This is a genomic window from Clostridium cellulovorans 743B, assembly GCF_000145275.1.
Taxonomy (GTDB): domain Bacteria; phylum Bacillota; class Clostridia; order Clostridiales; family Clostridiaceae; genus Clostridium_K; species Clostridium_K cellulovorans.
This window is the reverse complement of the sequence record NC_014393.1, coordinates 538,678-561,712: the sequence shown is the minus strand read 5'-3', so window position 1 is coordinate 561,712 and position 23,035 is coordinate 538,678. Positions and strand designations below refer to the sequence as shown.

Annotated in this window: 25 protein-coding genes; 8 read left to right on the top strand and 17 right to left on the bottom strand. The window is 31.6% G+C overall.

What is annotated here, in order from left to right:
* Positions 1–271: 271 nt before the first annotated feature.
* Positions 272–1,258: a lysozyme inhibitor LprI family protein gene (locus tag CLOCEL_RS02365; protein ID WP_010075004.1), complete on the top strand. Its 987-nt coding sequence runs from the start codon at positions 272–274 to the stop codon at positions 1,256–1,258.
* A gap of 30 nt (positions 1,259–1,288) precedes the next feature.
* Here the strand turns inward: CLOCEL_RS02365 and CLOCEL_RS02360 are convergent, their stop codons facing one another.
* The 4 genes from CLOCEL_RS02360 to CLOCEL_RS02345 all read right to left on the bottom strand — a co-directional run bounded on the left by CLOCEL_RS02360 (position 1,289) and on the right by CLOCEL_RS02345 (position 4,789).
* Positions 1,289–1,678, bottom strand: a complete 390-nt coding sequence (locus tag CLOCEL_RS02360; protein ID WP_010075005.1) for a hypothetical protein — start codon at positions 1,676–1,678, stop codon at positions 1,289–1,291.
* Positions 1,679–1,754: 76 nt separating this feature from the next.
* The gene (locus tag CLOCEL_RS02355) at positions 1,755–2,624 is read right to left on the bottom strand and encodes a hypothetical protein (RefSeq protein ID WP_010075006.1); all 870 of its coding nucleotides are present in this window, start codon (positions 2,622–2,624) and stop codon (positions 1,755–1,757) included.
* Positions 2,625–2,734: 110 nt separating this feature from the next.
* On the bottom strand, positions 2,735–4,138 hold the full coding sequence (locus CLOCEL_RS02350; protein ID WP_010075007.1) for a HAMP domain-containing sensor histidine kinase: 1,404 nt from the start codon (positions 4,136–4,138) through the stop codon (positions 2,735–2,737).
* Positions 4,139–4,144: 6 nt separating this feature from the next.
* A complete protein-coding gene (locus tag CLOCEL_RS02345) occupies positions 4,145–4,789 on the bottom strand; it encodes a response regulator transcription factor (RefSeq protein ID WP_010075008.1) in 645 nt (214 codons plus the stop codon).
* A gap of 402 nt (positions 4,790–5,191) precedes the next feature.
* On the opposite strand from CLOCEL_RS02345, the gene CLOCEL_RS21960 reads away from it, so the two are divergent.
* Both CLOCEL_RS21960 and CLOCEL_RS21955 read left to right on the top strand, forming a co-directional pair.
* The gene (locus CLOCEL_RS21960; RefSeq protein ID WP_049785825.1) at positions 5,192–5,722 is read left to right on the top strand and encodes a substrate-binding domain-containing protein; all 531 of its coding nucleotides are present in this window, start codon (positions 5,192–5,194) and stop codon (positions 5,720–5,722) included.
* Positions 5,698–6,258, top strand: coding sequence for a substrate-binding domain-containing protein (locus tag CLOCEL_RS21955; protein WP_049785822.1), 561 nt, complete (start codon positions 5,698–5,700; stop codon positions 6,256–6,258). Before CLOCEL_RS21960 ends, CLOCEL_RS21955 begins: the two co-directional genes overlap by 25 nt.
* A 100-nt stretch (positions 6,259–6,358) precedes the next feature.
* On the opposite strand, the gene CLOCEL_RS02335 is transcribed toward CLOCEL_RS21955, so the two are convergent.
* The 10 genes from CLOCEL_RS02335 to CLOCEL_RS02290 form a co-directional block, all read right to left on the bottom strand.
* On the bottom strand, positions 6,359–6,781 hold the full coding sequence (locus tag CLOCEL_RS02335; RefSeq protein WP_010075009.1) for a VOC family protein: 423 nt from the start codon (positions 6,779–6,781) through the stop codon (positions 6,359–6,361).
* 24 nt (positions 6,782–6,805) lie between these two features.
* Positions 6,806–7,627, bottom strand: a complete 822-nt coding sequence (locus CLOCEL_RS02330) for an MBL fold metallo-hydrolase (protein ID WP_010075010.1) — start codon at positions 7,625–7,627, stop codon at positions 6,806–6,808.
* A gap of 34 nt (positions 7,628–7,661) precedes the next feature.
* A complete protein-coding gene (locus CLOCEL_RS02325) occupies positions 7,662–8,423 on the bottom strand; it encodes a DJ-1/PfpI family protein (protein ID WP_010075011.1) in 762 nt (253 codons plus the stop codon).
* A gap of 92 nt (positions 8,424–8,515) precedes the next feature.
* Complete coding sequence (locus tag CLOCEL_RS02320) at positions 8,516–8,911, bottom strand: nuclear transport factor 2 family protein (protein ID WP_010075012.1); 396 nt, start codon at positions 8,909–8,911, stop codon at positions 8,516–8,518.
* 33 nt (positions 8,912–8,944) lie between these two features.
* Positions 8,945–9,373, bottom strand: coding sequence for a nuclear transport factor 2 family protein (locus CLOCEL_RS02315; RefSeq protein ID WP_010075013.1), 429 nt, complete (start codon positions 9,371–9,373; stop codon positions 8,945–8,947).
* 22 nt (positions 9,374–9,395) lie between these two features.
* Positions 9,396–11,102, bottom strand: a complete 1,707-nt coding sequence (locus CLOCEL_RS02310) for a thiamine pyrophosphate-binding protein (RefSeq protein WP_010075014.1) — start codon at positions 11,100–11,102, stop codon at positions 9,396–9,398.
* A 23-nt stretch (positions 11,103–11,125) separates the two neighbouring features.
* Positions 11,126–11,947: a type 1 glutamine amidotransferase domain-containing protein gene (locus CLOCEL_RS02305; RefSeq protein ID WP_010075015.1), complete on the bottom strand. Its 822-nt coding sequence runs from the start codon at positions 11,945–11,947 to the stop codon at positions 11,126–11,128.
* A gap of 488 nt (positions 11,948–12,435) precedes the next feature.
* Positions 12,436–13,194, bottom strand: a complete 759-nt coding sequence (locus tag CLOCEL_RS02300) for an amino acid ABC transporter ATP-binding protein (RefSeq protein WP_010075016.1) — start codon at positions 13,192–13,194, stop codon at positions 12,436–12,438.
* Positions 13,195–13,205: 11 nt separating this feature from the next.
* Complete coding sequence (locus tag CLOCEL_RS02295) at positions 13,206–13,856, bottom strand: amino acid ABC transporter permease (protein ID WP_010075017.1); 651 nt, start codon at positions 13,854–13,856, stop codon at positions 13,206–13,208.
* Between the two features lie 67 nt (positions 13,857–13,923).
* Positions 13,924–14,715, bottom strand: coding sequence for an amino acid ABC transporter substrate-binding protein (locus tag CLOCEL_RS02290; RefSeq protein WP_010075018.1), 792 nt, complete (start codon positions 14,713–14,715; stop codon positions 13,924–13,926).
* Positions 14,716–15,323: 608 nt separating this feature from the next.
* Between CLOCEL_RS02290 and CLOCEL_RS02285 the strand changes: the two genes are divergently transcribed.
* From CLOCEL_RS02285 to CLOCEL_RS02270, 4 genes are read left to right on the top strand one after another with little or no spacing between them, the layout of a single operon-like run.
* The gene (locus CLOCEL_RS02285) at positions 15,324–15,860 is read left to right on the top strand and encodes a sigma-70 family RNA polymerase sigma factor (protein ID WP_010075019.1); all 537 of its coding nucleotides are present in this window, start codon (positions 15,324–15,326) and stop codon (positions 15,858–15,860) included.
* The gene (locus tag CLOCEL_RS02280; RefSeq protein WP_010075020.1) at positions 15,857–16,954 is read left to right on the top strand and encodes an anti-sigma factor family protein; all 1,098 of its coding nucleotides are present in this window, start codon (positions 15,857–15,859) and stop codon (positions 16,952–16,954) included. The genes CLOCEL_RS02285 and CLOCEL_RS02280 overlap by 4 nt, the downstream gene beginning before the upstream one ends.
* Positions 16,955–16,959: 5 nt before the next feature.
* Positions 16,960–17,865 (top strand): ABC transporter ATP-binding protein, encoded by a 906-nt coding sequence (locus CLOCEL_RS02275; protein WP_013291590.1) that lies wholly within the window; start codon positions 16,960–16,962, stop codon positions 17,863–17,865.
* On the top strand, positions 17,865–18,719 hold the full coding sequence (locus CLOCEL_RS02270) for an ABC transporter permease (RefSeq protein ID WP_010075022.1): 855 nt from the start codon (positions 17,865–17,867) through the stop codon (positions 18,717–18,719). The genes CLOCEL_RS02275 and CLOCEL_RS02270 overlap by 1 nt, the downstream gene beginning before the upstream one ends.
* Positions 18,720–19,078: 359 nt before the next feature.
* On the opposite strand, the gene CLOCEL_RS02265 is transcribed toward CLOCEL_RS02270, so the two are convergent.
* Both CLOCEL_RS02265 and CLOCEL_RS02260 read right to left on the bottom strand, forming a co-directional pair.
* Positions 19,079–19,525, bottom strand: a complete 447-nt coding sequence (locus CLOCEL_RS02265) for a hypothetical protein (RefSeq protein WP_010075023.1) — start codon at positions 19,523–19,525, stop codon at positions 19,079–19,081.
* A gap of 108 nt (positions 19,526–19,633) precedes the next feature.
* Positions 19,634–20,038, bottom strand: a complete 405-nt coding sequence (locus CLOCEL_RS02260; protein WP_010075024.1) for a hypothetical protein — start codon at positions 20,036–20,038, stop codon at positions 19,634–19,636.
* Positions 20,039–20,456: 418 nt separating this feature from the next.
* On the opposite strand from CLOCEL_RS02260, the gene CLOCEL_RS02255 reads away from it, so the two are divergent.
* Complete coding sequence (locus CLOCEL_RS02255; RefSeq protein WP_010075026.1) at positions 20,457–21,332, top strand: C40 family peptidase; 876 nt, start codon at positions 20,457–20,459, stop codon at positions 21,330–21,332.
* 154 nt (positions 21,333–21,486) lie between these two features.
* On the opposite strand, the gene CLOCEL_RS02250 is transcribed toward CLOCEL_RS02255, so the two are convergent.
* On the bottom strand, positions 21,487–22,962 hold the full coding sequence (locus CLOCEL_RS02250) for a protein adenylyltransferase SelO (protein WP_010075027.1): 1,476 nt from the start codon (positions 22,960–22,962) through the stop codon (positions 21,487–21,489).
* Positions 22,963–23,035 lie beyond the last annotated feature (73 nt).

Here is a 23,035-nt window from a genome sequence, read left to right as displayed (position 1 = left end):
TTAATATTATACCTTATAAAACAACACTGCCTCCAGTTAAATTCCAATTCATTAGCTACTAGTTTTCCATTCAAAAATATTCAATAAAGATGCAGAAAATTATTGCTCTCTTCATCTTTTATTATTGAGGTGTCAAATAAACTTTTCTTACTGTGCCCTTATGTAATAACGATATTTAATCAAGAACTTATAATATGATATAATATAGTTTAATATTTCTTTTTTCAAATTATATAGTAATGAAAAGTTCAGTATTAAGGGGAGAATAGTAATGAAAAATAAGAAAATTGCACTTCTTATAACAATATCATTGTCCATAATTACACTAACCTCATGCACCAAAGATGCACAATCTAGTACAAGTATAACAGCACAAAATCCAAAAGCAGAAGATAGCACCTTCAAAGCTGATTCATCTCCTTCAACAAAAGAAACAACAGAAACAACAAAAACAACAGAAAATGCTGAGAAAATAACTCCAGCAAATGCAGTAACAAAGCTTGATGGAAGAAGAGAAGAATTCCTTGTAAGATTAGATATAATTCAAAAACGGCTCGATCTTCTACCAGAAAAGAAAAATTCAGATGCAGGAATAACAATTTCTATGAAAAGTTTTTATGGAGATTCTTATAGATGTTATGATGATGCCTTAAATGAAATTTACAACTTACTAAAAGAACAGCTATCCCAAGATATAATGAAAAATTTAGAAGCTGAAGAAATTAACTGGATAACACAGAAAGAAAATGCAGCAAATGCAGCAGCCTCTGAATTTAAGGGCGGAACCTTTGAACCTGTTGCATATAACACATCTTTATACAACTCAACAAAAGCCAGATGCTATGAGTTAGTTAACAATTACATGACAGATTCAAAATTTAAAATAAATGCTAACAAAGAAGAATACTTAAAAGAACTAGCTAACATTGAAAATGAACTACTTTCATCTCAAGAATATAAAGATGCCGGCTCTGGAACAACTAACAGTATGTTCACTTACGCAGATAAAAAATATATAAAATGGGATGAGCAATTAAATAAAATTTATTCTTTACTAAAACAACAATTGCCTTCCGATGAAATGAGTAAATTAAACAAAGAAGAACTGCAATGGATAACTCAAAAAGAAACTAAGGCAAAAAAATCTGAAGAATCACAAGGTGTTGGAAGCCAATTAGGTTCTGTAGCCTACCAAGCTTCTTTAGCGTTTGTAACTGAAAGTAGATGTTATGAATTAGTCTATAAATACATGAAATAATTAAAAGGTATGGGGAATTTTCCATACCTTTTAATTATGTTTTCTAATATACAATGATAAAATCGGTGCTATGAATACACTTGCAATCAAACTATAAATCCCCCAACCACCAAAGATTATCTTAAAATTATCATTTCCTATCCCAATTAGAGAATAGTTTAAAATAACAACTATTGTCCATATAATACTTTTTCTTAACGCGTCTGCCTTAGTTTTTGTTTTTAAAAGCCTTGTATATATAAGCGTAATAACTAATGCAGGCAATGAAGTTACTAAAAATTCTCTGTTTATTACGTATGAATAATTTTCATTAGTAAAATCCATGGGCATTTCAAAAGGCAATGTAACTAAGAACTTACAAATAGTTATATTGAACATAAGCAATAATCCAAATAAAAAGTCTTTTAATATTTTTTTCATAACTTTTCACCTCTGCTTTAATTATTACCTTATTTCACTATTTATTCATCCAGAAGTAACTTAAAAAATGAAAAGATTAGTATTGTGACAAAACTTGTATGTTTAATAATTCATCGGTATCCGCATAAAATGCTATACGCACTTTTCTTTTGTCTTGCATTTTCGCTTCTAAGTCAACGAATGGTCTTAATCCTGCATAAAATGTATTTTTAATAGCAATACTTTTAATACTATTATTCTGTGAGTTAGCAATATTATTTTTGTTTATTATTTCTTTTGTTTTATTAAGATAGAGATCTATTTTATTATTTTTCAATTCGAACTTTATCCAGGTAACATAACCTGCTATATCTGGATTCTCTAAGCCCTTATAATCGTGTCTACTTAATAAAGTAACTTCACCACTAATTCCATTTATATTACCACAATAAGATTTCTGGCTCTTTTCATTTCTCAAGAATAAATACCAATCATATCTTTCATACTCTGTATCTATAAATAGTACTTGTTCATCAGGTATATCTGATATATCTAATATATCACCAAATGCATCATATATTTTCTTTTTAAAGATTTCTTTAACATCTTCTTTTCTTACATTAACCTTATCCTTCACAGCTTGATAACGCCTTTCATTCTCTTCTTTCTCAGAGTTTATTGCCTTTCCCTGTGCTCTTTCTAAACTGTTAATTATAGAATTGTATAAATCCGCCTGTTTCACCTTATCAATAGGCTTTGGATCCTCTATAAAAGTATCATCCTTGTGTCTATATTCATCGCTAATAAACTCTATCGTTGTTTCATCTGCTTGTAAATTTTCTAACTTTTCCATACTAGCTTTGCTATAATAGTGAATACCACCCTTTAAAAGTAATGTACCTAATGTCACCAATAAAACAGTTGCCCCAATCAGCAGCATTGTATTTTTTCTAATAAACTTTTTCATATAATCCTCACTTCCTAAACTACTTTAACAATAATCCTTAATCTAAATTGCTAAATGATTTATTTTTTATAAGTATAAAAAAACTCTGTTATAGACTTATATGAAAGTTATTATAGAGTTGTAAAAATTAACGATACTGTGGTTCCTTTATCAAGCTGCGAGCTGATTTTTAATTTACCATCATGCATATCCATAACCTGTTTGCATAAAGTGAGTCCTAGCCCCACTCCACCTTCTGCTTTACTTCTTGCCTTATCGGTTCTAAAAAAAGGCTCCGTTATATGCCTTAGATGTTCCTCAGCTATACCTTTTCCTTTATCAATAATTTGAATTATATCTTCCCCATTGAAATGAATAGTTAAAATCTCTATGGATCCCTTTTCTTCAGATGCCTTTACAGCATTATCTAATAAGTTCACCATAACACTTTCAATTAATTCTCTTTCCCCAAAAATTTCTGACAAGGTATTACTGATATTGATAGATATCAGTTTTTCATCAGCTATAGGAGTTATTGTCCTTTTAACCTTGTCCAACAATTCTTCTACAATGATTTTTTCTTTAACTATGCTTTTCTGTTTTCTTATTGTCATATCTAATAAACGATTAGCCATATACTGCAATCTTTTGCTTTCTTCCATTATGTACTGTGTTGATTCATATTTATCTTCCTCAGATATAGCTGCCTTTTGAATATAATCTGCATAGCCATATATAGAGGTTAAAGGGGTTCTCAGTTCATGGGACAAATTATCTATGAATTGTTGCTTCATCTCCATATCATTATTCAATTGTTCAAGGGTCTCTCTAATTTTTTCAGCCATTTCATTAAAATTATTTCCTAGCATAGCAAATTCATCCCTGCCATGTAGCTGAACTTTGCTATGATAATTTCCATCTTTGATTTCATCCACAAAATTAATAAGCTGTTTTAAAGGCTTTGAACGCTTGTTTAACATTAATCCTAGCAATAAAGCTAAAACTAGTGAAATAAAAAAGCTAAAATACACAAAAGTATTCTCTAGCTTTGTCCACAGAATGATTACCCCTTCTAGCTTATAACAATATACAAAAGAGTACTTGTCTTTTGAATTTTCTATAGTTCCAGATACTAATATAAACTTGCTATTCGTATCTCCTTGTAAAATAATATTTTGCCCACTATCAACATTAAAAAATTCTTCTTTCAAGTTTTCTTCCTCATATTGCAAATTAGAAAAAGCAACATTACTATTCTTCATTAACAGAAAAGATACATCCTGCTTGTCATAATAATCGCTATAATAATTCATAAGATTTTCTATTGCACTTTGAGATAACTTATTATTAACACTTAAATTATCCATATCATTCTCTATAGTATTCTTTATAAAATGATGCTCTCCAAGAGCTTTTTCCTTTTCACTACTTAATATGTACTGATATGTAGTGTGCAAAATCCCCAAAATACTACCATTGAATACCAACAAAAAGAGAATAAGTACAGCAAAGTAGGTTTTTGTCCAAAATTTCATCTTATGCTAATCCTCCAAACGATATCCTAATTTATACACTGTCTTTATCTGTTCCTCTAGAGATAATTTTTTCCTAAGCTTTTGAATATGTACATCCACAGTTCTTGTATCTCCCTCATAATCAAAGCCCCAAGCTAGTTCTAGTAGCTTTTCCCTAGACATTGCAATATTACGATTTGTTATTAGTACCTCTAGAAGCATATATTCTTGAGGCGTCATTTCAATTTCTATATCGTTAAAAAATACCTTACGGCATTTAAAGTTAACTCTTACAAGGCCTAAAATAAAATCATCATTTTTATTATTTCGTCTTAAGATGATGTTGACTCTTGCTATTAGTTCTAAAATTTCAAAAGGCTTAACTAAATAATCTTCTGCTCCAGAACTAAGACCTTGTAACTTATCCTGCAATGAATCCTTTGCTGTTACAAACATCACAGGAATGGCTTTTATATGTTTTACTATTTCAAAGCCAGAGCACCCTGGCAACATCACATCTAATATAATTAAATCAAAATTCTCTTGCGTTATAGCTGTTAATGCTACTTGTCCATCAAATATAGACTTACATTCATGTCCTATTAATGATAAATTTCTTTTCATTAATTCATTTATACTTATATCATCTTCAACTATCAATATTTTTGCCATTTAATCACCCGTATATAAAAAAGTACTTACTAAAACTAAAAGTTTCTTGGATATCTGAGGTTTTCAAAAATAATTTACTTATCTCAGCAATTTTACTTATTTTTTCATTATAACATTATCATGGATATGTTATAGAGTTGTAAATATATTTCTTTTAATAGAAATACTTAGTATAATAAATCAATTTAAAAATTACTTACCGAATCTCTGATAAATTTTTTTAAAAAAGCCATTCTATAACTATGACATAATTAAGCTACAATAGCTGTAAATATATCTCCACCACAGGATTTCAAGTACTTTAAGCCTGCTTCTATCACAATATGAGTTAGTTTATTCATAATAAAAATACTTTCTGCGAGATAATCATAATATTAAAACAAAATTTCTAAGGAGTGTTATATGAAAATATCAATTAAAATTTTTTCATCAATTATACTTGTTTTTTCATTATTAAATAGCAACATAAGTAGTACTTACTCCACTTCAAATATTAATAAGAATTATAGAAAAATATACAATGTCTCAGTATTATTAAATACTTTTAATGATCCCTTTTTATCAAAGCTCAAGAAAAACTTAGAAGACATTGAAAGAGCAAATAATGATAAAGTTAAATTTACTTTTTATAATACGGATGATAACTTGGCAATACTAAATGAAATATTGGATTCTATTATTTTAAATGATGAAAATATTGATTTATTCATCATAAATTTAGGTAAATTCGAAGAAGATACTACTAAAAACATAATTTCAAAGGCTAAAGCTAAAAATATTCCATTAGTCATAAGCAACATTGCTCCCCTTGCAGCATCAAAACTTTACAATTCTTATAATAAAGTTGCTTTTGTGGATCCTTCTTCCGAAAATGCTGGTTCTATTCAAGGTAAAATGATTGCTGATTTATGGAATGCCAAAAAAACCTTTTAGACAAAAATCATGATAATGCATTACAGTATATTTTATTAGAAGGTGATACTGCTAATTCTGTAGCACAGACTAGAACAGAAGGCGCTATTTCAACCCTTAATAGTTTAGGAATAAAAATACAGAAACTTCAAAGTGTAAATACTTATTGGAATAAAGATTTAGCTAGACTTTATACTGAAAACTCAATTATTAGATATGCTAATAACATTGAAGCAATAATTGCCAATAATGATTACATAGCTATTGGTGCCATTGAAGCTCTCCAAAAATATGGCTATAATACTGGGAATAAATTAAAGCATATACCTGTATTTGGAATTGACGGTACAGAAGAAGCAACCGCTTTAGTTGATAAAAATACTATGGCTGGTACTGTTATTGAAGACAATATTCCCTATGCTAAAGCGATCTATGAAATCGGAATTAACTTAATTAACAATTCACCTCCAACAAAAAATACTCCATATAAAATTATTAATGGCAAAATTTCAATACCTTTAGTCTACTCTGAATATATCCCACACACCAGTAGCTAGATTACATTTTCTGATAAATCACAAAATATAAGAACGACTAGAGAGGGGCAAAACGCCCCTCTCTTCTTAATGACCTCTATCTTTTTAATTTATAGTCAAACTATCCTGGAGGATTTTCTTCATCAACATAGCCTTGATTCAACTCAACGATATTTCCTTCAGGATCTTCTATCCAACAAACCTTCATATTCGGGATAAAAGCACTCATATCTGTAGGCCCAAGACTAATCTTAGCATCTTCGCCCATTTCATTAAGTTTTACTTCTAAATCGTCAACTAAAAAACAAATATGTTTCCACCCTGGATAATCTTGCCCAGAGCCTTCTGATTTAGGAACAGGTAATTCCTTTGTTGATTTAAACAATTCTAAATAGGTATTTCCAGACTTAATCATTACCACTTGATCTGGCCCTGTTGAATATACTCTAGCACGTTTAAATCCGAAATATTTTGTATAAAACTTTTCAACTTGAATAGGATTTTTACAGGATATCGCGACATGAGATATTGGAAAAACAACCATTGCATACCCCCTTTACAATATTAGTTATTTATTTTGCATATAAATAAAATATGCTGTCATGTCTAGCATTAAAGGAATTTCGTAGTCTGGGAATTTTTCAATCATCCTATTCTTAAATTCATCAGAATCCTTTGAAGTCTTAATAATACCCTTTGCTTCTATAATGTAATTGATATTCTCATCAATTATAGATGAATCTGTTGGTTCCCCATGTCCAGGAATTACAACTTCATAATTCTTTTCCTTATACTTTTTAAGTTCATCAATCCAATTGTCACAAGCTAATTCTCCTGTTGAAGTTAACTCTCCAAGGAATAAATAAACCTTATTGTATACCATATCTTGTGATATCAATGTCTTAATTCTAGGAAGCTCTAGTACAAGTAGATGCTTATATTCTGCCTCTGTAACTTTTATTGCATTATATTCAACACTGTCTATTATCAATTTGCCTTCTTCGATAATGTTATTTGGAACAATCTTTTTATCAGTGATAAGATCACCATGTAGGGACCTATGGTAAGTTAACATCCATTCGCCATTTTCCTGTATTTCTTCTTGAGTTTCTGAAAGCGAATATATTGGTAAGTCTTCAAAAGCTTCAAGGCCTGCCCAATGATCTGGATGTGCATGGGTAATAATTACTCTGTCTATAGGCTTTCCTAACTGATTTGCATAAGCTCTAAAGTCTTTTGAATATGGTCTCAATAAAGGTACATCAATTACAACTAATTTATTTTGTGATTCCACTATTATAGAATTTACTTTTTCACCATCAAGAGGACTTGAAGATATGTGAATTGTAATTCCAGCTTTATTAATAACTTTCATATTAGATGCTTCCATTTCTACCTCCCTAAATTGCATGTAATATACTATATTACAAACTCCCTAACACTTCTACTAGCCTGTTACCATATGCGATAGATGATTCAACTGATAATGCTGTTACAAAAGGATGATCATATATACACAATGGATTTTCTCTGTTAGTCCTTGGATCAGAAAATACCTGCCCATTTGGTCCTACTGCATCTTCAACAAGTGGTTGAAGCTGATAGACAAACCCAGGGGTTGTTATATCTGTTCCAGGATTTTTAGGACTTGCTCCATACAATGGATATTTTAGTGGTGAATATATGTCCCACGCTGCAGGATGTGCCGTTACTTTTCTGCCATAAATTATACTCTTCTTCTCATTGTCTGGGTCTCGTGTTAATACTAATGCACCAACAACATAACAAAGAGCCCCTATAATTTTATTACTTTTATATGCTTCAAGTAATAGCTTATGAACATCATTGTTGCCAACAATATCGAAAGGTGATCCAGGACCTCCAACTAATGCAATAGCATCATAGTCTTCCATTTTCGCATCTTCTATCTTGATTGGATTATTCCACTGACCTGTTTCGAGAATTTTTTTTATTCTATCCACGACGAATTTAGGATTAACATTATATCCTTGCATTGGATCGATAAAAGTATCATCCATACTAATTACTAATGGTAACGGTGTTTTCCCTGTCATTGTAGCAAGTGTTACTTCATGACCAGCATTTTTCAAAGCATCCCACGGTGCTTGAAGTTCTTCTCCCCATAATCCGAGATTTGATGCTATAATTAATATTTTTTTACTCAAACTCTATCACCTCACATTTTGTACTTCAACTCTTTATGAATTGAACTTTATCTTCTTCTAATAAAATCTTTTTCCCTTGAAAATTTTTATATTTAAGCTAAAGATCCATCAGAATATTGAACCATTCCTGCAAAGTGAATAGCTATTTTCCCATCTCTTAGCACCCAGCTATCTGCAAACCTCATATGAACTTCTTCACCATTTTCACCTATAGTAGTAATCTTTTCAGTAACCATCAGAGTTTGAGGATTTTCAGTTTCTGAATAAAAAGCAACTTCTGTTACTAATCCCTTCATATCAAGAATGCCGTTTAAGTGTTCTCTTAACTGCTCTTTCCCTCTATAATAAAGAGGTGTTTTTGTGAAGCTACTTATTAAAACACAATCATCTGTATATTGATTCATTAATGCTTCAATCTCTTGATTCTCAACATGGTGAATATGTTGACTGTATAATCTTCCTACTGGAGTATCTGGTACATTTTTCATAATAATTAATCCCCCTTAATTTCCTTTATATAATCATAACGAAGCTGAACCAAGCATAGGTTCAAGGTTATCAACAGTATACTTTGCAATAACTGCCTTTCCTGTTTTACTATCTTTTTCAACAATCCAAGTCTGATAAGCGTCAAAGCCTAGCCATGTGCTCTTTACATCAGGTGGATTCCATATTTTAGTTTGCCAATTTACAACAACCTTCACTTTTGCTTTTTCTTCTTCAATTTCTATATCAACTATAGCTAAAGTATGTGTGTGATCAAAGAATTTGTTTACTATGTTGTGATGCCATTCTGTAAAGCCTTCAATCCCTTTAAAGGTTCCCTCTGGTAAATTCATTTCAAGGCCTTCTGCTACTAATAATGGTAAAAACCCTTCAACAGTGTCATGTATATCAAGTTTTCTAAACCACTTAAATACTAATTCATTTACTTCATACCTTGTAAGCATAATATTACCTCCTACCTATAAATTACTGCCCACACTTACAAACACTTTCACTTGTATATTGATTATTTTCAATTACAAGATCAATAAGAAATGGGCCTTTTGTACTGAGCATTCTTTGTACAGCATCTGCAATTTCTTCTGGCTTTTCAATTCTTAATGCAGACACTCCCATAGACTCTGACAATTGATCAAATCGAATATCTGGGTTATCTAAAATAAATGACTTTGGATACTCATGCTTAGGTATATCTCGTTCTTTCCAATATTGATCAATGTTTTGCATCAATAATCTATAGCTTTTATTATTACAAATAATAAACTTTGCATCTATATTATGATGTACTGCAGTCCACAAAGCTTGGATTGTATACATACTTCCACCATCACCAGTAAAAGCAATAACTGTTTTATCCTTAGCCGCTAATTTTATTCCCATAGCTCCTGGTATACCGACTCCCAATGAGCCACCTCTTGTCTGAAAAAACTGACCTGGCACGGTTGCAGGAATATATCTATTAAGATCTGGAGAAGAAGTTAATGCTTCATCAAATATTATTGCGTCTTTTGGAAGTTGTCTTGCAAGTTCCTGCATAAATTTTGGAGGGTATATAGGAAATGAATTCATTAACTTTTCATCCTTTGAATTCATTTCCTCTATAGTTTTCGCTTTTTCCTTAACCATCCTACTAATATTTAAAGCTGCTATAAGCCGTTGATCTGGCGCCATAGTTTTATCTAATACCTCAGCTAACTTAGAAAGAGTACTTTTAGGATCACTTACAATACCTATATCTACTGGAAAATTCTTAGCTATCTCATAAGAATCTAGATCAACATGAATAAGCTTAGCTCCGTTTGCAAAAATACCTTTTAGTAGAGGGAAAACTTCTGGGAAAATATATGTTCCTACAATAAGAACTGCATCTGCCTCTTCTACATCTTTCTTTGATTGTTCTCCAAACATATGTCCTAAAAGTCCTCTAAATTGTGGATGTGAAGCAGAAATATTTACTTCTGAAGAATCTGCGCCCCAAACCTCTGCACCTATAAGCTCTGCAACTTTTACTAACTCTTCTTGTGCCCCAGAGAAAGTAATACCATCTCCCATTATTATCATAGGGTACTTAGCACTTGCTAGAATTTCTGCCGCTGATTCTAAGGTTTTTTCTTCTGGATAAGAACGAGTATTTAATATAGATGTAGGTACTATTTCATCCTGAATAGGTGCATCTAAAATATCCATAGGAAGGCACACGAAAACTGGTCCCATTGGAGGCGTTGTAGCGATTTTTATTGCTCTTCTCAACACTCTCAAAAGAGATTCGGGATCAACAACTTTTGTTGACCACTTTGTAACAGGCTCTGCCATAGCAACTACATCTGCTGCCATTTGAGCATCCATGGCTTCGTATTTTATCCCAGACTCACCATTGATAACCACTAAAGGAGCATGACCTCTTTTTGCTTGATATATCATTCCTATTCCATTTCCTAAGCCTACGCCGGAATGCAATTGTACGACTGTAGGCTTTTTTGTCTTTCTAGCATATCCATCAGCCATTGCAACTGCAATAGATTCTTGTAGTGTCAGTATATAATGGAAATCTGGGTATTTCTCTAAAGCATCTAAAAATCCTTGCTCAACAGTTCCTGGATTACCAAACATATGAGTAATCCCATCTGCAAGGAATTGCTCAATTATAGCTTCTTTTCCTGTTTTAACATTCATTCTCTCACCTCAAGTTTTGTTTCCTACCAACCATATCTTTTCAAACCATTTTCTAAAACCTGAACTAGCAGTTCCCCTGTTTTATATGAATCTGCTGTTGACCTTCCGGTGATAAAAGGATAATCAACAATAGCAGATATTGTTCTTCCTACATTTCCTATAAATTGTCCATCAGGTCCTACAGCATCTCTTAAAATGAATTCAAGTGGATACGGTGGAGGCCCCATATTAAAGTCAACGCCTATAAATCCAGTACCATCCTTATAATCATATTCAAGTGGATGTCCTGTAACTCGTTTTCCCCAAATTATACTTTTTCTAGTCCAGTACTCCCTTGCAAAGGCTAAACATGCAACACCATAACATTCTGCAACAACTGGTTTTCCAAGTCTGTAAAAAGCGAGTATTAAGTCATGAACTCTCTGATTATTAACCATATCAACAATTGGTCCACTACCTCCAACTAAAAGAATTGCATCATATTCTTTTAGCTCTTCTTCAACACGTTCAACACCTTCATTATAGGCCTCAAATTCTCTTAAATATGTGCTACTACTCATATATGGTCTCTCTGGAAGCAACTCTGAAAGATTAATTGGATTATCAAGTTTGCTTGAAGCCTCTAATTCTTTAACCTTTTGTGCCATTTCCTTAGATACCACTGGTCTTCCTAATGGTGGATCAATAAAAGTATCATCCATACTTGGTGGAAGTGCATGTGGCCTTCTGCCATGAGAAGTTGCAAAGGTTACAGTATAACCAGCTTTTTCAACAGTTTCTAATGGTCCTATCAGTTCCTCTCCCCAATAGCCATATTCAGAAAGTATAAATAGTAATTTCTTCATGTTTACTTTGCTCCTTTCCTGTGCTGGATTCTAATTATAAGTATTAATTTAGTGGTGATATGTATCTGACTAATTACTTAATCTTGTTATCCCCACCGTTCATTATTATGTAGTTTTCTATTCTTTAATTACCTTATTTTATAATTTTTACCATAAAGGTAGATAGTTATCTCTCATATGAATCTAAATTACAAAACATCAGATTTTTTTTATCCATTCTAAAATGTTTAGCTTCAATAAAGGTTGCACATTACCATTACCATTTCCAATACCTTGCTATTTTTGATTTCTTGAACTTAGCTTGGATAATAAAACTTATATATGTTCCAATAAAGCTTCTGCCTAAATTTTATTAATACCGAAATAATTCTACATACCTTCTATGTCGCTCCAACAGTAAAGTTTATATAAATTTTAAAAAGCTTCCGAGGTAAAATCCTCAGAAGCTTTTTTAATAACCACTATTTATATATAAAATATATTTTTAACTATCCTATGAACTTGCCTATGAATTCTTTAACACGAGAATTATCAGTCGTAAACACTTCCTCAGGTGTGCCTTCTTCTTGAATTATTCCATTCTCCATAAAAATAATCCTATCTGAAAGTTCTTTAGCAAACTGCATTTCATGAGTAACTATAATCATCGTCATTTTTTCTTTAGCTAACTCTTTAATAACCTTTAATACTTCTCCTGTTAATTCAGGGTCTAATGCGGAAGTAGGTTCATCAAAGAAAAGTATTTTAGGCTGAAGTGCCAATGCTCTAGCTATTGATACACGTTGTTGTTGTCCACCTGATAATTGAAATGGATAAGCGTCCTTTTTATCTTCTAATCCTAGTTTTTTTAGAAGCACCATTGCACGTTCCTCTGCTTCTTTTTTGCTAATCTTATCTACAGTTATAGGAGCATCAATGATATTTTTTAAAACAGTATAGTGTGGGAAAAGATTGAAATTTTGAAATACTAAACCGAAATGTTTATGAATTCTCTTCAAATTTTTTTTTGAGGCATATATACTTTTACCGTCTACATCCTTACGAGCTGCATGCTCACCAAGATAAATAAGTTCCCCACTATCCATTGTTTCAAGCATTGTTGCACAACGTAACACTGTAGATTTACCCGAACCTGACGGACCAATAATAGATAAAACCTCACCTTCATTTACGGATAATGAGATATCTTTGATTACTTCTAAGTTATCAAAAGATTTTTTCATGTTATTAATTTCCAATATCTTCATAATATTCTCCTTTATCTGTAATAGCTTAGTTTCTTTTCAACTTGTTCCATTGCTATAGCAACTAATAAATTAAATATATAATAGAACAAGCCTGCAACCATTAATGGCATCATTGTTGTCCCTGAAGCTGCAACTTGTTTTGCCGCAGTGAACATTTCTACAATAGATAATACAAAAGCTAAAGAGGTGTCTTTTACCAAGGTAATTGTTTCATTAGTTACTGGTGGTAAAATACGTTTAATGACCTGTGGCAATATAATTTTAAAGAAAGTTTGGCTTTTCGTATAACCTAATACCTTCGCAGCTTCATATTGTCCTACTGGTATAGATTCAATTCCTGAACGATATATCTCAGCAAAGTACGCTGCATAATTTAATACAAATGCAATAATAACCGCTATAAAACGATATGAATTTCCAAGCTGGATTTTAAACACATAATATGGTGCAAAATAAACTACAATTAATTGTAGCATTAGTGGCGTACCACGCATCACTGAGATATAAAATTTAGTTACTGCACGTACCAAAAAGTTTTTTGACATTCTACCAAAAGATATAAGTAATCCAAGTGGCAATGCAAACAGTAAGGTAAGTGCAAAAATCTCAATAGTATAAATAAATCCCTTTCCTAATTGTGATAACATAATTGACAAACTCATAAAAGTTCCTCCATTTTAGATAATCATTTAACCTAAAAAAGGCAGGTGATCTGCCTTTTTTTATTAACTATTCGCCTAAACAAATACTATCTTGTAACTTCCACTTTGTTGCGATTTCTAAGAAAGTTCCATCCTTCAACATTTCTTGTAATGAAGTCTCTACTTTATCTCTAAGCTTTTCGTTTCCTAGTAAAAATCCAACTCCGTATTTTTCTGTTGAGAGATACTGCTCTAATATATTGAACTTTTTGTTATCACGAGATTCCATCTGAGCTTTTGCAACACCAATATCCATTGCTATAGAATCAACAGTGCCCATTTCTAATTCCATAAAAGCAGTATTGTAATCACCAAACTCTACTATTTTAGCAAAAGAGTTTTTAAGCCCTGCATTTTCTTCAGCATTTAATGCTGCTAATGCAGAAGAGTCTTTTTGTACTGCAACTATCTTTCCGGCTAAATCATTTTTCTTCTTTACACCAGAAGAAGTCGTTGCTACAAATACTTGACTATTGTTTACATAAGGAGAACTCCATGTATATTTATCTTCACGCCCATTGATAGTAAAACCATTCCAAATACAATCAATGGAACCAGACTCTAATTCCATATCCTTTGCGTCCCAATCTATCGGCTGTTTTACTAATTCCCAATTGTTACGCTTGCAGACTTCTTGTGCTAAATCAAGATCGAACCCTACATATTCCCCATTTTCGTTCATAAAACCATATGGCTCAAATTCCGCATCAAATCCAACAGTAAATTTCTCTTTTTTTACTTCTGAACTCTTACTTCCACATCCAACCAATGAAGTAAATACAAGTACTATTACTAATAATAACCCTAATTTTTTTCTCATAGCCCCTCCATAATTTTTTAGTCTTTTATCTCTTTATCAATTTATCACACTAAATTGACGCTATAATATGAATGATACCATATAGCTTGGACGCATGTCAACAAACGACATAATTAGCGTTTTCGCTACTAGGCTCAATTTAACTTTGATTTTATGTAAAATCTAATAATACTCTTTACTATTAACTAATTTTTCTTATTTAAGTTTGCCATAAAATTCTTATCTTAAGGATTCACTTGAATTTATCTTACATAATTTTCGAATTCATATTTTAGGACTAATTCTTTGCTTTTAATAAATTTAAAACTTTATAATAAAACTTAGTTTTTATATATTGATACTTCATAACAAGATCAATAAAAAAGGTATCACACTATTCCATGTTGAAATCCTATTGAATATATATTTAAATATTTTAACCGCTTAAATGTGTATTTAAATTAAAGGATTTATACATCCAAATAAATTTAAAAAATTTTTTTCTAACACTTTGTCACAAACTCTAGCTCTTATGTGTTAATAATATAGGTACCGAAATTAAACAAAAAAATCTATTATCAAAAGCTTTTGAATCATGATACCTAGAGAGGAGGAATAAAAGCAAAAGTATGGGTGTTATCAGCTATTTTAAAAAGAAAAAAGATAAGCAAAGCTTAAAAAATATATACGAAGAATTTTATAACCCCATTTACAAAAAAATATCCTACCTCACTGGGGATATGCATGTTGCTGAAGATTTAACACAGGAGGTATTTATGAAGTTATATAATTCACCACCTGACCATGATAATATTGCTGCGTGGCTAAATAAGGTTTCTACTAACATTTCATATAACTATATAAGAGATAAGAAAAACCATGAAAATAAAAATGAGATAATCTATGAAAAAGAAGTAAGTAACATAATTTCAATTGAAGAAATTGCCATTAATAATTGCGAAATAAACTTAACTAGAAAAGTCTTAAATATGCTTTCCCCAAGAGACAGAATGTGTTTACTTCTTAAGTTTTCAGGATATAAATATAGTGAAATTGCAGAAACAATCAAAATTGATAAAAATTCTGTGGGCACAGTTATCTCAAGAGCACAAGCTAAATTTAAAGAAAACTACTTAAAAGCAGAAGAAGGGGTGAATAGAAAATGAAATGTCCAAATGAGGGATTGATTCAGGCATATATTGATAAAGAACTTAATGATTTCGAAATGAAAGAGATAGAAATTCATCTTTCTCAATGTGAAAAGTGTAAGGAAACTTATACAGAATTAAACTCTTTAAATAAGTTTACTTTGGAAAAACTAAATGTATATAAGGAAGATTTTAATGTAAGCAATCTAAAACCAACAAATTTAAATATAGAAATGAAAAGTAAAAAAGGAGTGTTTAAAGATATGAAAAAATATAAAAATATAGCTGTAGCTGCCTGTGCAGCTCTTGCAATAACTACTTGTGTCACAGTAGAACCAATAAGAGCGACAATTATAGATGCAGTATCAATTTTTAGAGCAAAAGAGATTAAAAGTGTAGATATTTCTCTATCTGATATTAATGACCTCGAGAAAGCATTGCAAGAACATAAGACAGATATAGATATTGATAAAATAGGTAAAGTAAACTTCCACGGTGGTGAACGAAAGACTGTAACCCTCGATGAAGCAAAGACTACTTTACCATTCACACTATCTCTTCCAACGGCTCTTTCAGATAAGACTATAGAAAGCGTCGTAATAGATGAACCTTCAAAAATAGACTTTACTCTTAATGTAGAAAATGTAAATGAAATTCTTAAATCTTTAGGTGGTAAAAATATTTTTCCTAAAGACTTAGACGGGAAAACTTTTTCGTTTAACACTTCAGGAATATTAAATGTCAGCTATAGAGATGTTGCAGATAACAAGCATATATCAGTAACGGAAAGTAAAGTTCCAGAACTTCTTGCACCAGCTGATGCAAATGTTGATGAAATATTCAACGCGCTTTCAGAATTATCCGTGCTGCCTCCAAACATTCAAAAACAATTAAAATCCATGAAGGATTGGCAAAATACATTATATGTTCCTAATGTAGAAAATGAATTTGAAGAATTAGATTTAGGTGGCACAAAAGCTGTGGGACATTTTGAAGACACTAATGAAAACAAAAACTCTTATGTCTTAATCCTTAAAAATGATGTGTTAATTAGTCTTTATGGTAATGTTGATAAAAATGAAATTCTCGAAATTGCAAAAACTATGAGGTGATATAATTGGTGATTGAGACAGAAAACCTTTCTAAAATATATAAGAATAATAAAGGTTGTAAAGATATAAGTATAGCTGTTCCTCAAGGCGAAATTTATGGATTTTTAGGTCCAAATGGTGCTGGTAAAAGTACCTTTATAAAAACTATTGTAGGATTACTATTTCCTACCTCAGGGACTGCAAATATACTAGGTAAACCCATTGGTGACATTGAAGCAAAGAGAAAAATAGGTTACTTACCTGAACTTTTTAAATATCAAGAATGGATGACAGGACTAGACCTCCTGTCCTTCCACGCTTCACTATATAAGCTAGATAAAAAGACTTCAACAAAAAAAATAGATGAAGTCCTTGAAATCGTCAATCTAAAAGGGGCTGAAAAGAATAAAATCGGAACCTACAGTAAAGGAATGCAACAGCGAATAGGCATTGCCAGTGCTCTCCTTTGCGATCCAGAACTTCTATTTTTAGATGAACCAACTTCTGCTCTAGACCCTATTGGCAGAAAAGAAGTTAGAGATATTATGATTGAATTAAAAAACAGAGGAAAAACTGTATTTTTAAATAGTCATCTTCTAAGTGAAGTAGAGATGGTATGTGATAGTGCAGCAATTATCAGTAAAGGAACCATCATAAAGCAAGGTAAAATGAATGAGCTCTTAGAAGGAGACACGGTTTTAGACATTCATGCTGAAGATATAACTAATGAAATTTTAAATAAGCTTGAAAAAATTGATGAAGATGTAGTTTTCGATGGGAAAAATATAAAAATGCATATAAACCAGAACCGACAAATACATGACATTGCATCATTAATTATAGCTGGTGGTGGAAAACTCTATGGTCTTACACCTCATAGAAATAGCTTGGAAGAGTTATTTATTAAGCTTGTTGAAAGGGGGCAAGAATAATGTTGGCCATCGCACTGTCAACCTTTAAAGAAATCTATAGAAAGAAAATCTTTCATTTTATAGGCATACTAACTATATTGTATCTTATCCTATTATCAATAATATTCAGATATATAGGAAAAAACATAAATATGAATGATAGCGTAATAAGCATGATTTCGGGTTTTTCCTCTATAATCTCTATACTAGGATTTTATTTTTCAAGCATGCTTGTAGCCTTTTTAACTGTTATGCTGTCTATAGGCATAGTATCTTCCGAAATAGAAAGTGGTACTGTTTTGACCATTTTAACAAAGCCGATTAAAAGAAGTTCATATATTATTGGAAAATATTTTGGCACAGCTGTTCTTATTATTTTATACAGTGCTATTCTTTTTATAGCAGTAATTCTTCTATCAACTATGACTAAAATATCTATTATTGAAACCTTCGGGATAGTAGCTTTAGCTAAAGGTTTCTTGTTCTTTATCCTTGAACCTCTAACTATATTAGCTCTAGCTCTTTATGGAAGTACTATATTTAAAACTTTAAACAATGGAATCTTAATAATTGCTATATACATCCTTGGGACAATAGGCGGAGTAATAGAACAAGTTGGAACATTTACTAGCAACTCTTCCCTTTCCACCTTAGGAATAATTTCTAGCTTAATTTCCCCTTTTGAAGTAGTTTATAGAAAAATGATTTCTACTATTTTTACCTCCTTAGGGGCATTTAGTCCACTAATGGGCTTTGGCATGACTGGAGGAGCTTCAACTACTCCAAGTGGCTGGATGATAGTTTATGTATTCGCATATCTAATATTTTTCATTCTTATGAGCATTATGAACTTTAGAAAAAAAGACATAGGATAAGTTATTACAAATATTAAAAGTATAAACCCTTTACTATATATGTTGCAATAAAGTTGTCTCTCAACCTATCAAACTTTGTGGCTATGCCACAGAATTTTAAATGGAGTTTCATTATTGAAGCTTACATACTATAAAATAAATAACAAAATGCCATTGTATGAACTATGCTGTTTACAATTGATAGATAGTCATTTTTACAATGGCTTTTAGCTTTTCTCTTATAAAACTTATTATAATTATTTATACTTGTCTGCTAAATTGAATAAGATTGTTTTTATCTTCTTAAAAATAAAAGTTCCAAGGTAATATCCTCAGAAACCTTCTAATAACATCTAGTTTTATTTAAATCTATTAATTTATTATATTTTTCGGATTTGTAAACCAGAAAGTTTTTTAAGCCTTAAAACCTCATCATCTGATAGGCTTTCAAAATCACATTGTCTTTCATGCGCTGTGCTAGACATCCATGTATTTTTATTTTTAAAGAAACATAAGTCTTCTGGTAGTTTAGGCTGTACCCATGAATATAAACTTTCTGTTGCTTCAAGGAGAATCTTTTGAGCTTCTTTATCTGCTCTATATCTGTAAACATCAGCAATCTGCTCTAGCAGTGTTGTTCCTGGCCAACTTCTGCTTTTCTTTTTTTCTATTAGGAAAGGTTCTAATAATTTGATAATCCTTTGAGCACTTTCTTCAAAATCCATATCCGGTCTCTGAACCAGGATAAATTCATCACAAGCATCAAATGCAATATCTAAAAGTTCTTTATAAACCTGACCTTCTGGGTTGTTATTCAAACTATACAAAATAAATCCCTCCTTGTATAAAAACAAAAGCCATACTATTAAAGAAGGCTTTTGCTTATTGTAGTATACACTGTTTTTGTTTTTATTATGAATCTTTCATGCTTCCTATTAGCTTTGTGAATAATACCAAATATGTGCATGAGTAGCTCTGTTGTAAACATGGTAATGGTAATAATAACCATTATTCAGTGAACCGTGAATTTCAGGTCCAACAGGTGTCTTGTTTCCTCCAGCAGCATATGCAATATTACGTGCAGTAGATTTGCTATAGCACATTACACTCTGACCTGCCTTGATTCTTGATATAGCCTGGGAATATGAAATGCCACCTTGGATTTGAACATCATTATTAACTATATTTGCTGAATAATACGTATATGAACTATTTGTCCAACTACTCTTTACAGATGAACTTGAATATGTAAGAGCACTAGCTGGAACTGCCATAAATGAAATAGCAGCTAAAATTGTTAATATAAATGAAAACACTTTACTTCTTAACTTTGTCATCATTGGAAATCCCCCCTTTTTAATAGTAATATCATTTCTACGAAAATATTACAATGTTGCCTATTACAAGTCAACCCTTATTATCCCTTAATTTTAATATTACTCGTATAAATATCAATATTTAACATTTGCTTTACACATAATGTACATTATCTTAACTTTAAAATCCTTATTCTCTGTGTACGTATAATGATTAGTACAGCAAGAACAAAAGAGAGTTATCTTAAATTCAACACTAATAAACCTGCTTAAAATTTATCTAAAAGCTTCTTAAAAAATCAACAAAATTCCTATTAAGATATTCATTTCTTTCATATAATATAACACTCCCTTTAAGTAACATACTTAATCCAAGCTCCATATTATATAGATAAAATGATTCTCTTACTCATATATTTTTCATTTAAAGGAGTTGTGTGTTTTGAATAAACGTTTCTTTATATTCCAGAAGGCAATAAACCTTTTTAAAAATTTCATACCCTACAATATTTGCATTATTAATGACTCTGTTGTTGATGTTTATAGATCTGCAAAGACTAATTCTGAAAGAGTAACTCAAACACTCCTTTGTCAAGAAGTTAATATAGAAAGAGAAATCTTAGGTTGGACAAAAGTCGAAGTAGTCGATGGGTACATTGGTTGGGTTAAATCAGATAAAATATATAAAACCATTAATAATCCTCTTCCTACAAAAGTTGTAATAAAATCCAAGATGAAAAGTATTTTTTCAGCAATGAATGGAACTTCAATAATAAAAGAAATAACTTTAGGAACAGAACTACCTGTTATAGAAAAAATAAACAACTGGTATAAAGTAGATCTCACTATGAATAGGATAGGTTGGTTAGAAGATACTGATACACTAGAAACAGCATCGGGAACTCATATTCTTAAAACTACAGGTATTGATTTTGTAGACACCGCAAAAAAATTTTTAGGAGTCCCTTATCTTTGGGGTGGAGTGAGTGCATGGGGTATTGATTGTTCTGGTTTAACCTATATTTGTTGCCGTGTTAATGGTGTTGATTTGCCAAGAGATGCACAACCTCAATATTATTCGATTTCTACCTCCATAAATCCTAATCCCTCAGATATGAAACCTGGCGATCTTTTATTTTTCAGTTCAAAACCTGATTCAAAAAAATATTTAAATCTGATTTCTCATGTTGGCATTTATATCGGTAACAATGATTTTATACACGCAAGCGGCAGTATTGGATCGGTTACTATAACCTCCTTATCTGATGAATATTTTACAAAAAGACTTGTAGGAGTTAAAAGAGTTTTTGAAAACTAAAAAAATTAAAGGGCATTCTCGTATATTTTGAATGCCCTAGACTTATTGTAACTATGCATTTATAACCTTATTGAAAAAATTATAAATCTCACTTTGTTCTATATCTTTTTAAACCTATGATAACAACTTTATATGTTACGATTAAAAATCTATACTAAGTACCACAAAAAGTTTTATATTTTTGTTTACTTGGCTTAGGTAACTTAGCGTATTCTTCTTGTTTTTCTGAATATTCAAAGGGATTTGAAAGTGCGTCTAGCAATTGCTCCATCACACTATAATCTCCATTTTTCACAGCTGCTTCTATTGCTGCTTCTACCCGATGATTACGCGGAATTATCGCAGGATTATTCTTCTTCATTAATTGCTGCACTGAGTCCTTAGATTCCTGTTGTCTACTTAATCTTTCCTGCCATTTCTGATACCAATGCTTAAATTCCGGTGAGGTAAATAGTTCTGTATGCGAGCACATATCTAATGTTAATGCCCTAAAAGTATTTGTATAATCAGCACTATGCTTATGCATCATACCTAGAAGTTCTTCTATAAGAATCTTATCTTCTGGTTCTTCATTAAAGATTCCCAATTTTGCTCTCATTCCTGCAAACCAATTATTTTGATATAACTGAGCAAAATTAGAAACTTCCTCTTGTGCTATTTCTACAGCTTGCTCTTGATCACTATGTAATAAAGGCAGTAGCGTTTCAGCAAGTCTAGCAAGATTCCACACTGCAATATTCGGTTGATTTCCATAAGCATAACGCCCATAGACATCGATAGAACTAAACACTGTTGCTGGATCATAAGTATCCATAAAAGCACAAGGGCCATAATCAATAGTTTCTCCACTAATAGTCATGTTATCGGTATTCATTACTCCATGGATAAATCCAACTAATTGCCATTTCACTATTAATTGCGCCTGCCTATTAATTACTTCCTTAAGCAAGAAAAGATATTTATTCTCATTATTAATTCCCTCTGGAAAGTGTCTTTGTATTGTATAATCAGCTAATGCTTTTAGTTCTTCTCTCTCTCCCCATTGAGATGCATATTGAAAAGTACCAACACGAATATGGCTAGCTGCTATACGTGTCAAGATAGCACCTGGTTGCTCTGTTTCTCGAATTATCGGCTCACCAGTTGTTACTACTGCCAAGCTACGAGTAGTGGGTATACCAAGTCCATACATTGCTTCACTGATTATATATTCTCTTAGCATCGGACCAAGGGCTGCCCTTCCATCACCACCTCTAGAATATCTAGTTCTACCAGAACCTTTTAGTTGAATATCAACCTTCTCTCCTTGAGGAGTAATTTGCTCACCAAGCAATAAAGCACGCCCATCCCCTAGCATAGTAAAACTTCCAAATTGATGTCCTGCATATGCTTGCGTTAGAGGCGATGCTCCTTTTGGAATCTTATTACCTACTAAATTTGCTATACCTTCTTCACTTTGAAGAGCTTGAACATTTAACCCTAAGAAAGTTGCTAATGGGGCATTAAGAATAATTAATTTTGGTGAAGTTATAGGACTTAATCCCTGCTTTGTAAAAAATATTTCTGGCAAACTTTCATAGCTATTGTCTAAGTTCCATCCTATCTCGATTGTTTCTTTTGTTTCTGTCATAATATCTCCTTTCTTTTGTTCTTCTTATTATATTATCCCACAAAAAGGTTATAAATTATCCTACACTAAGTGT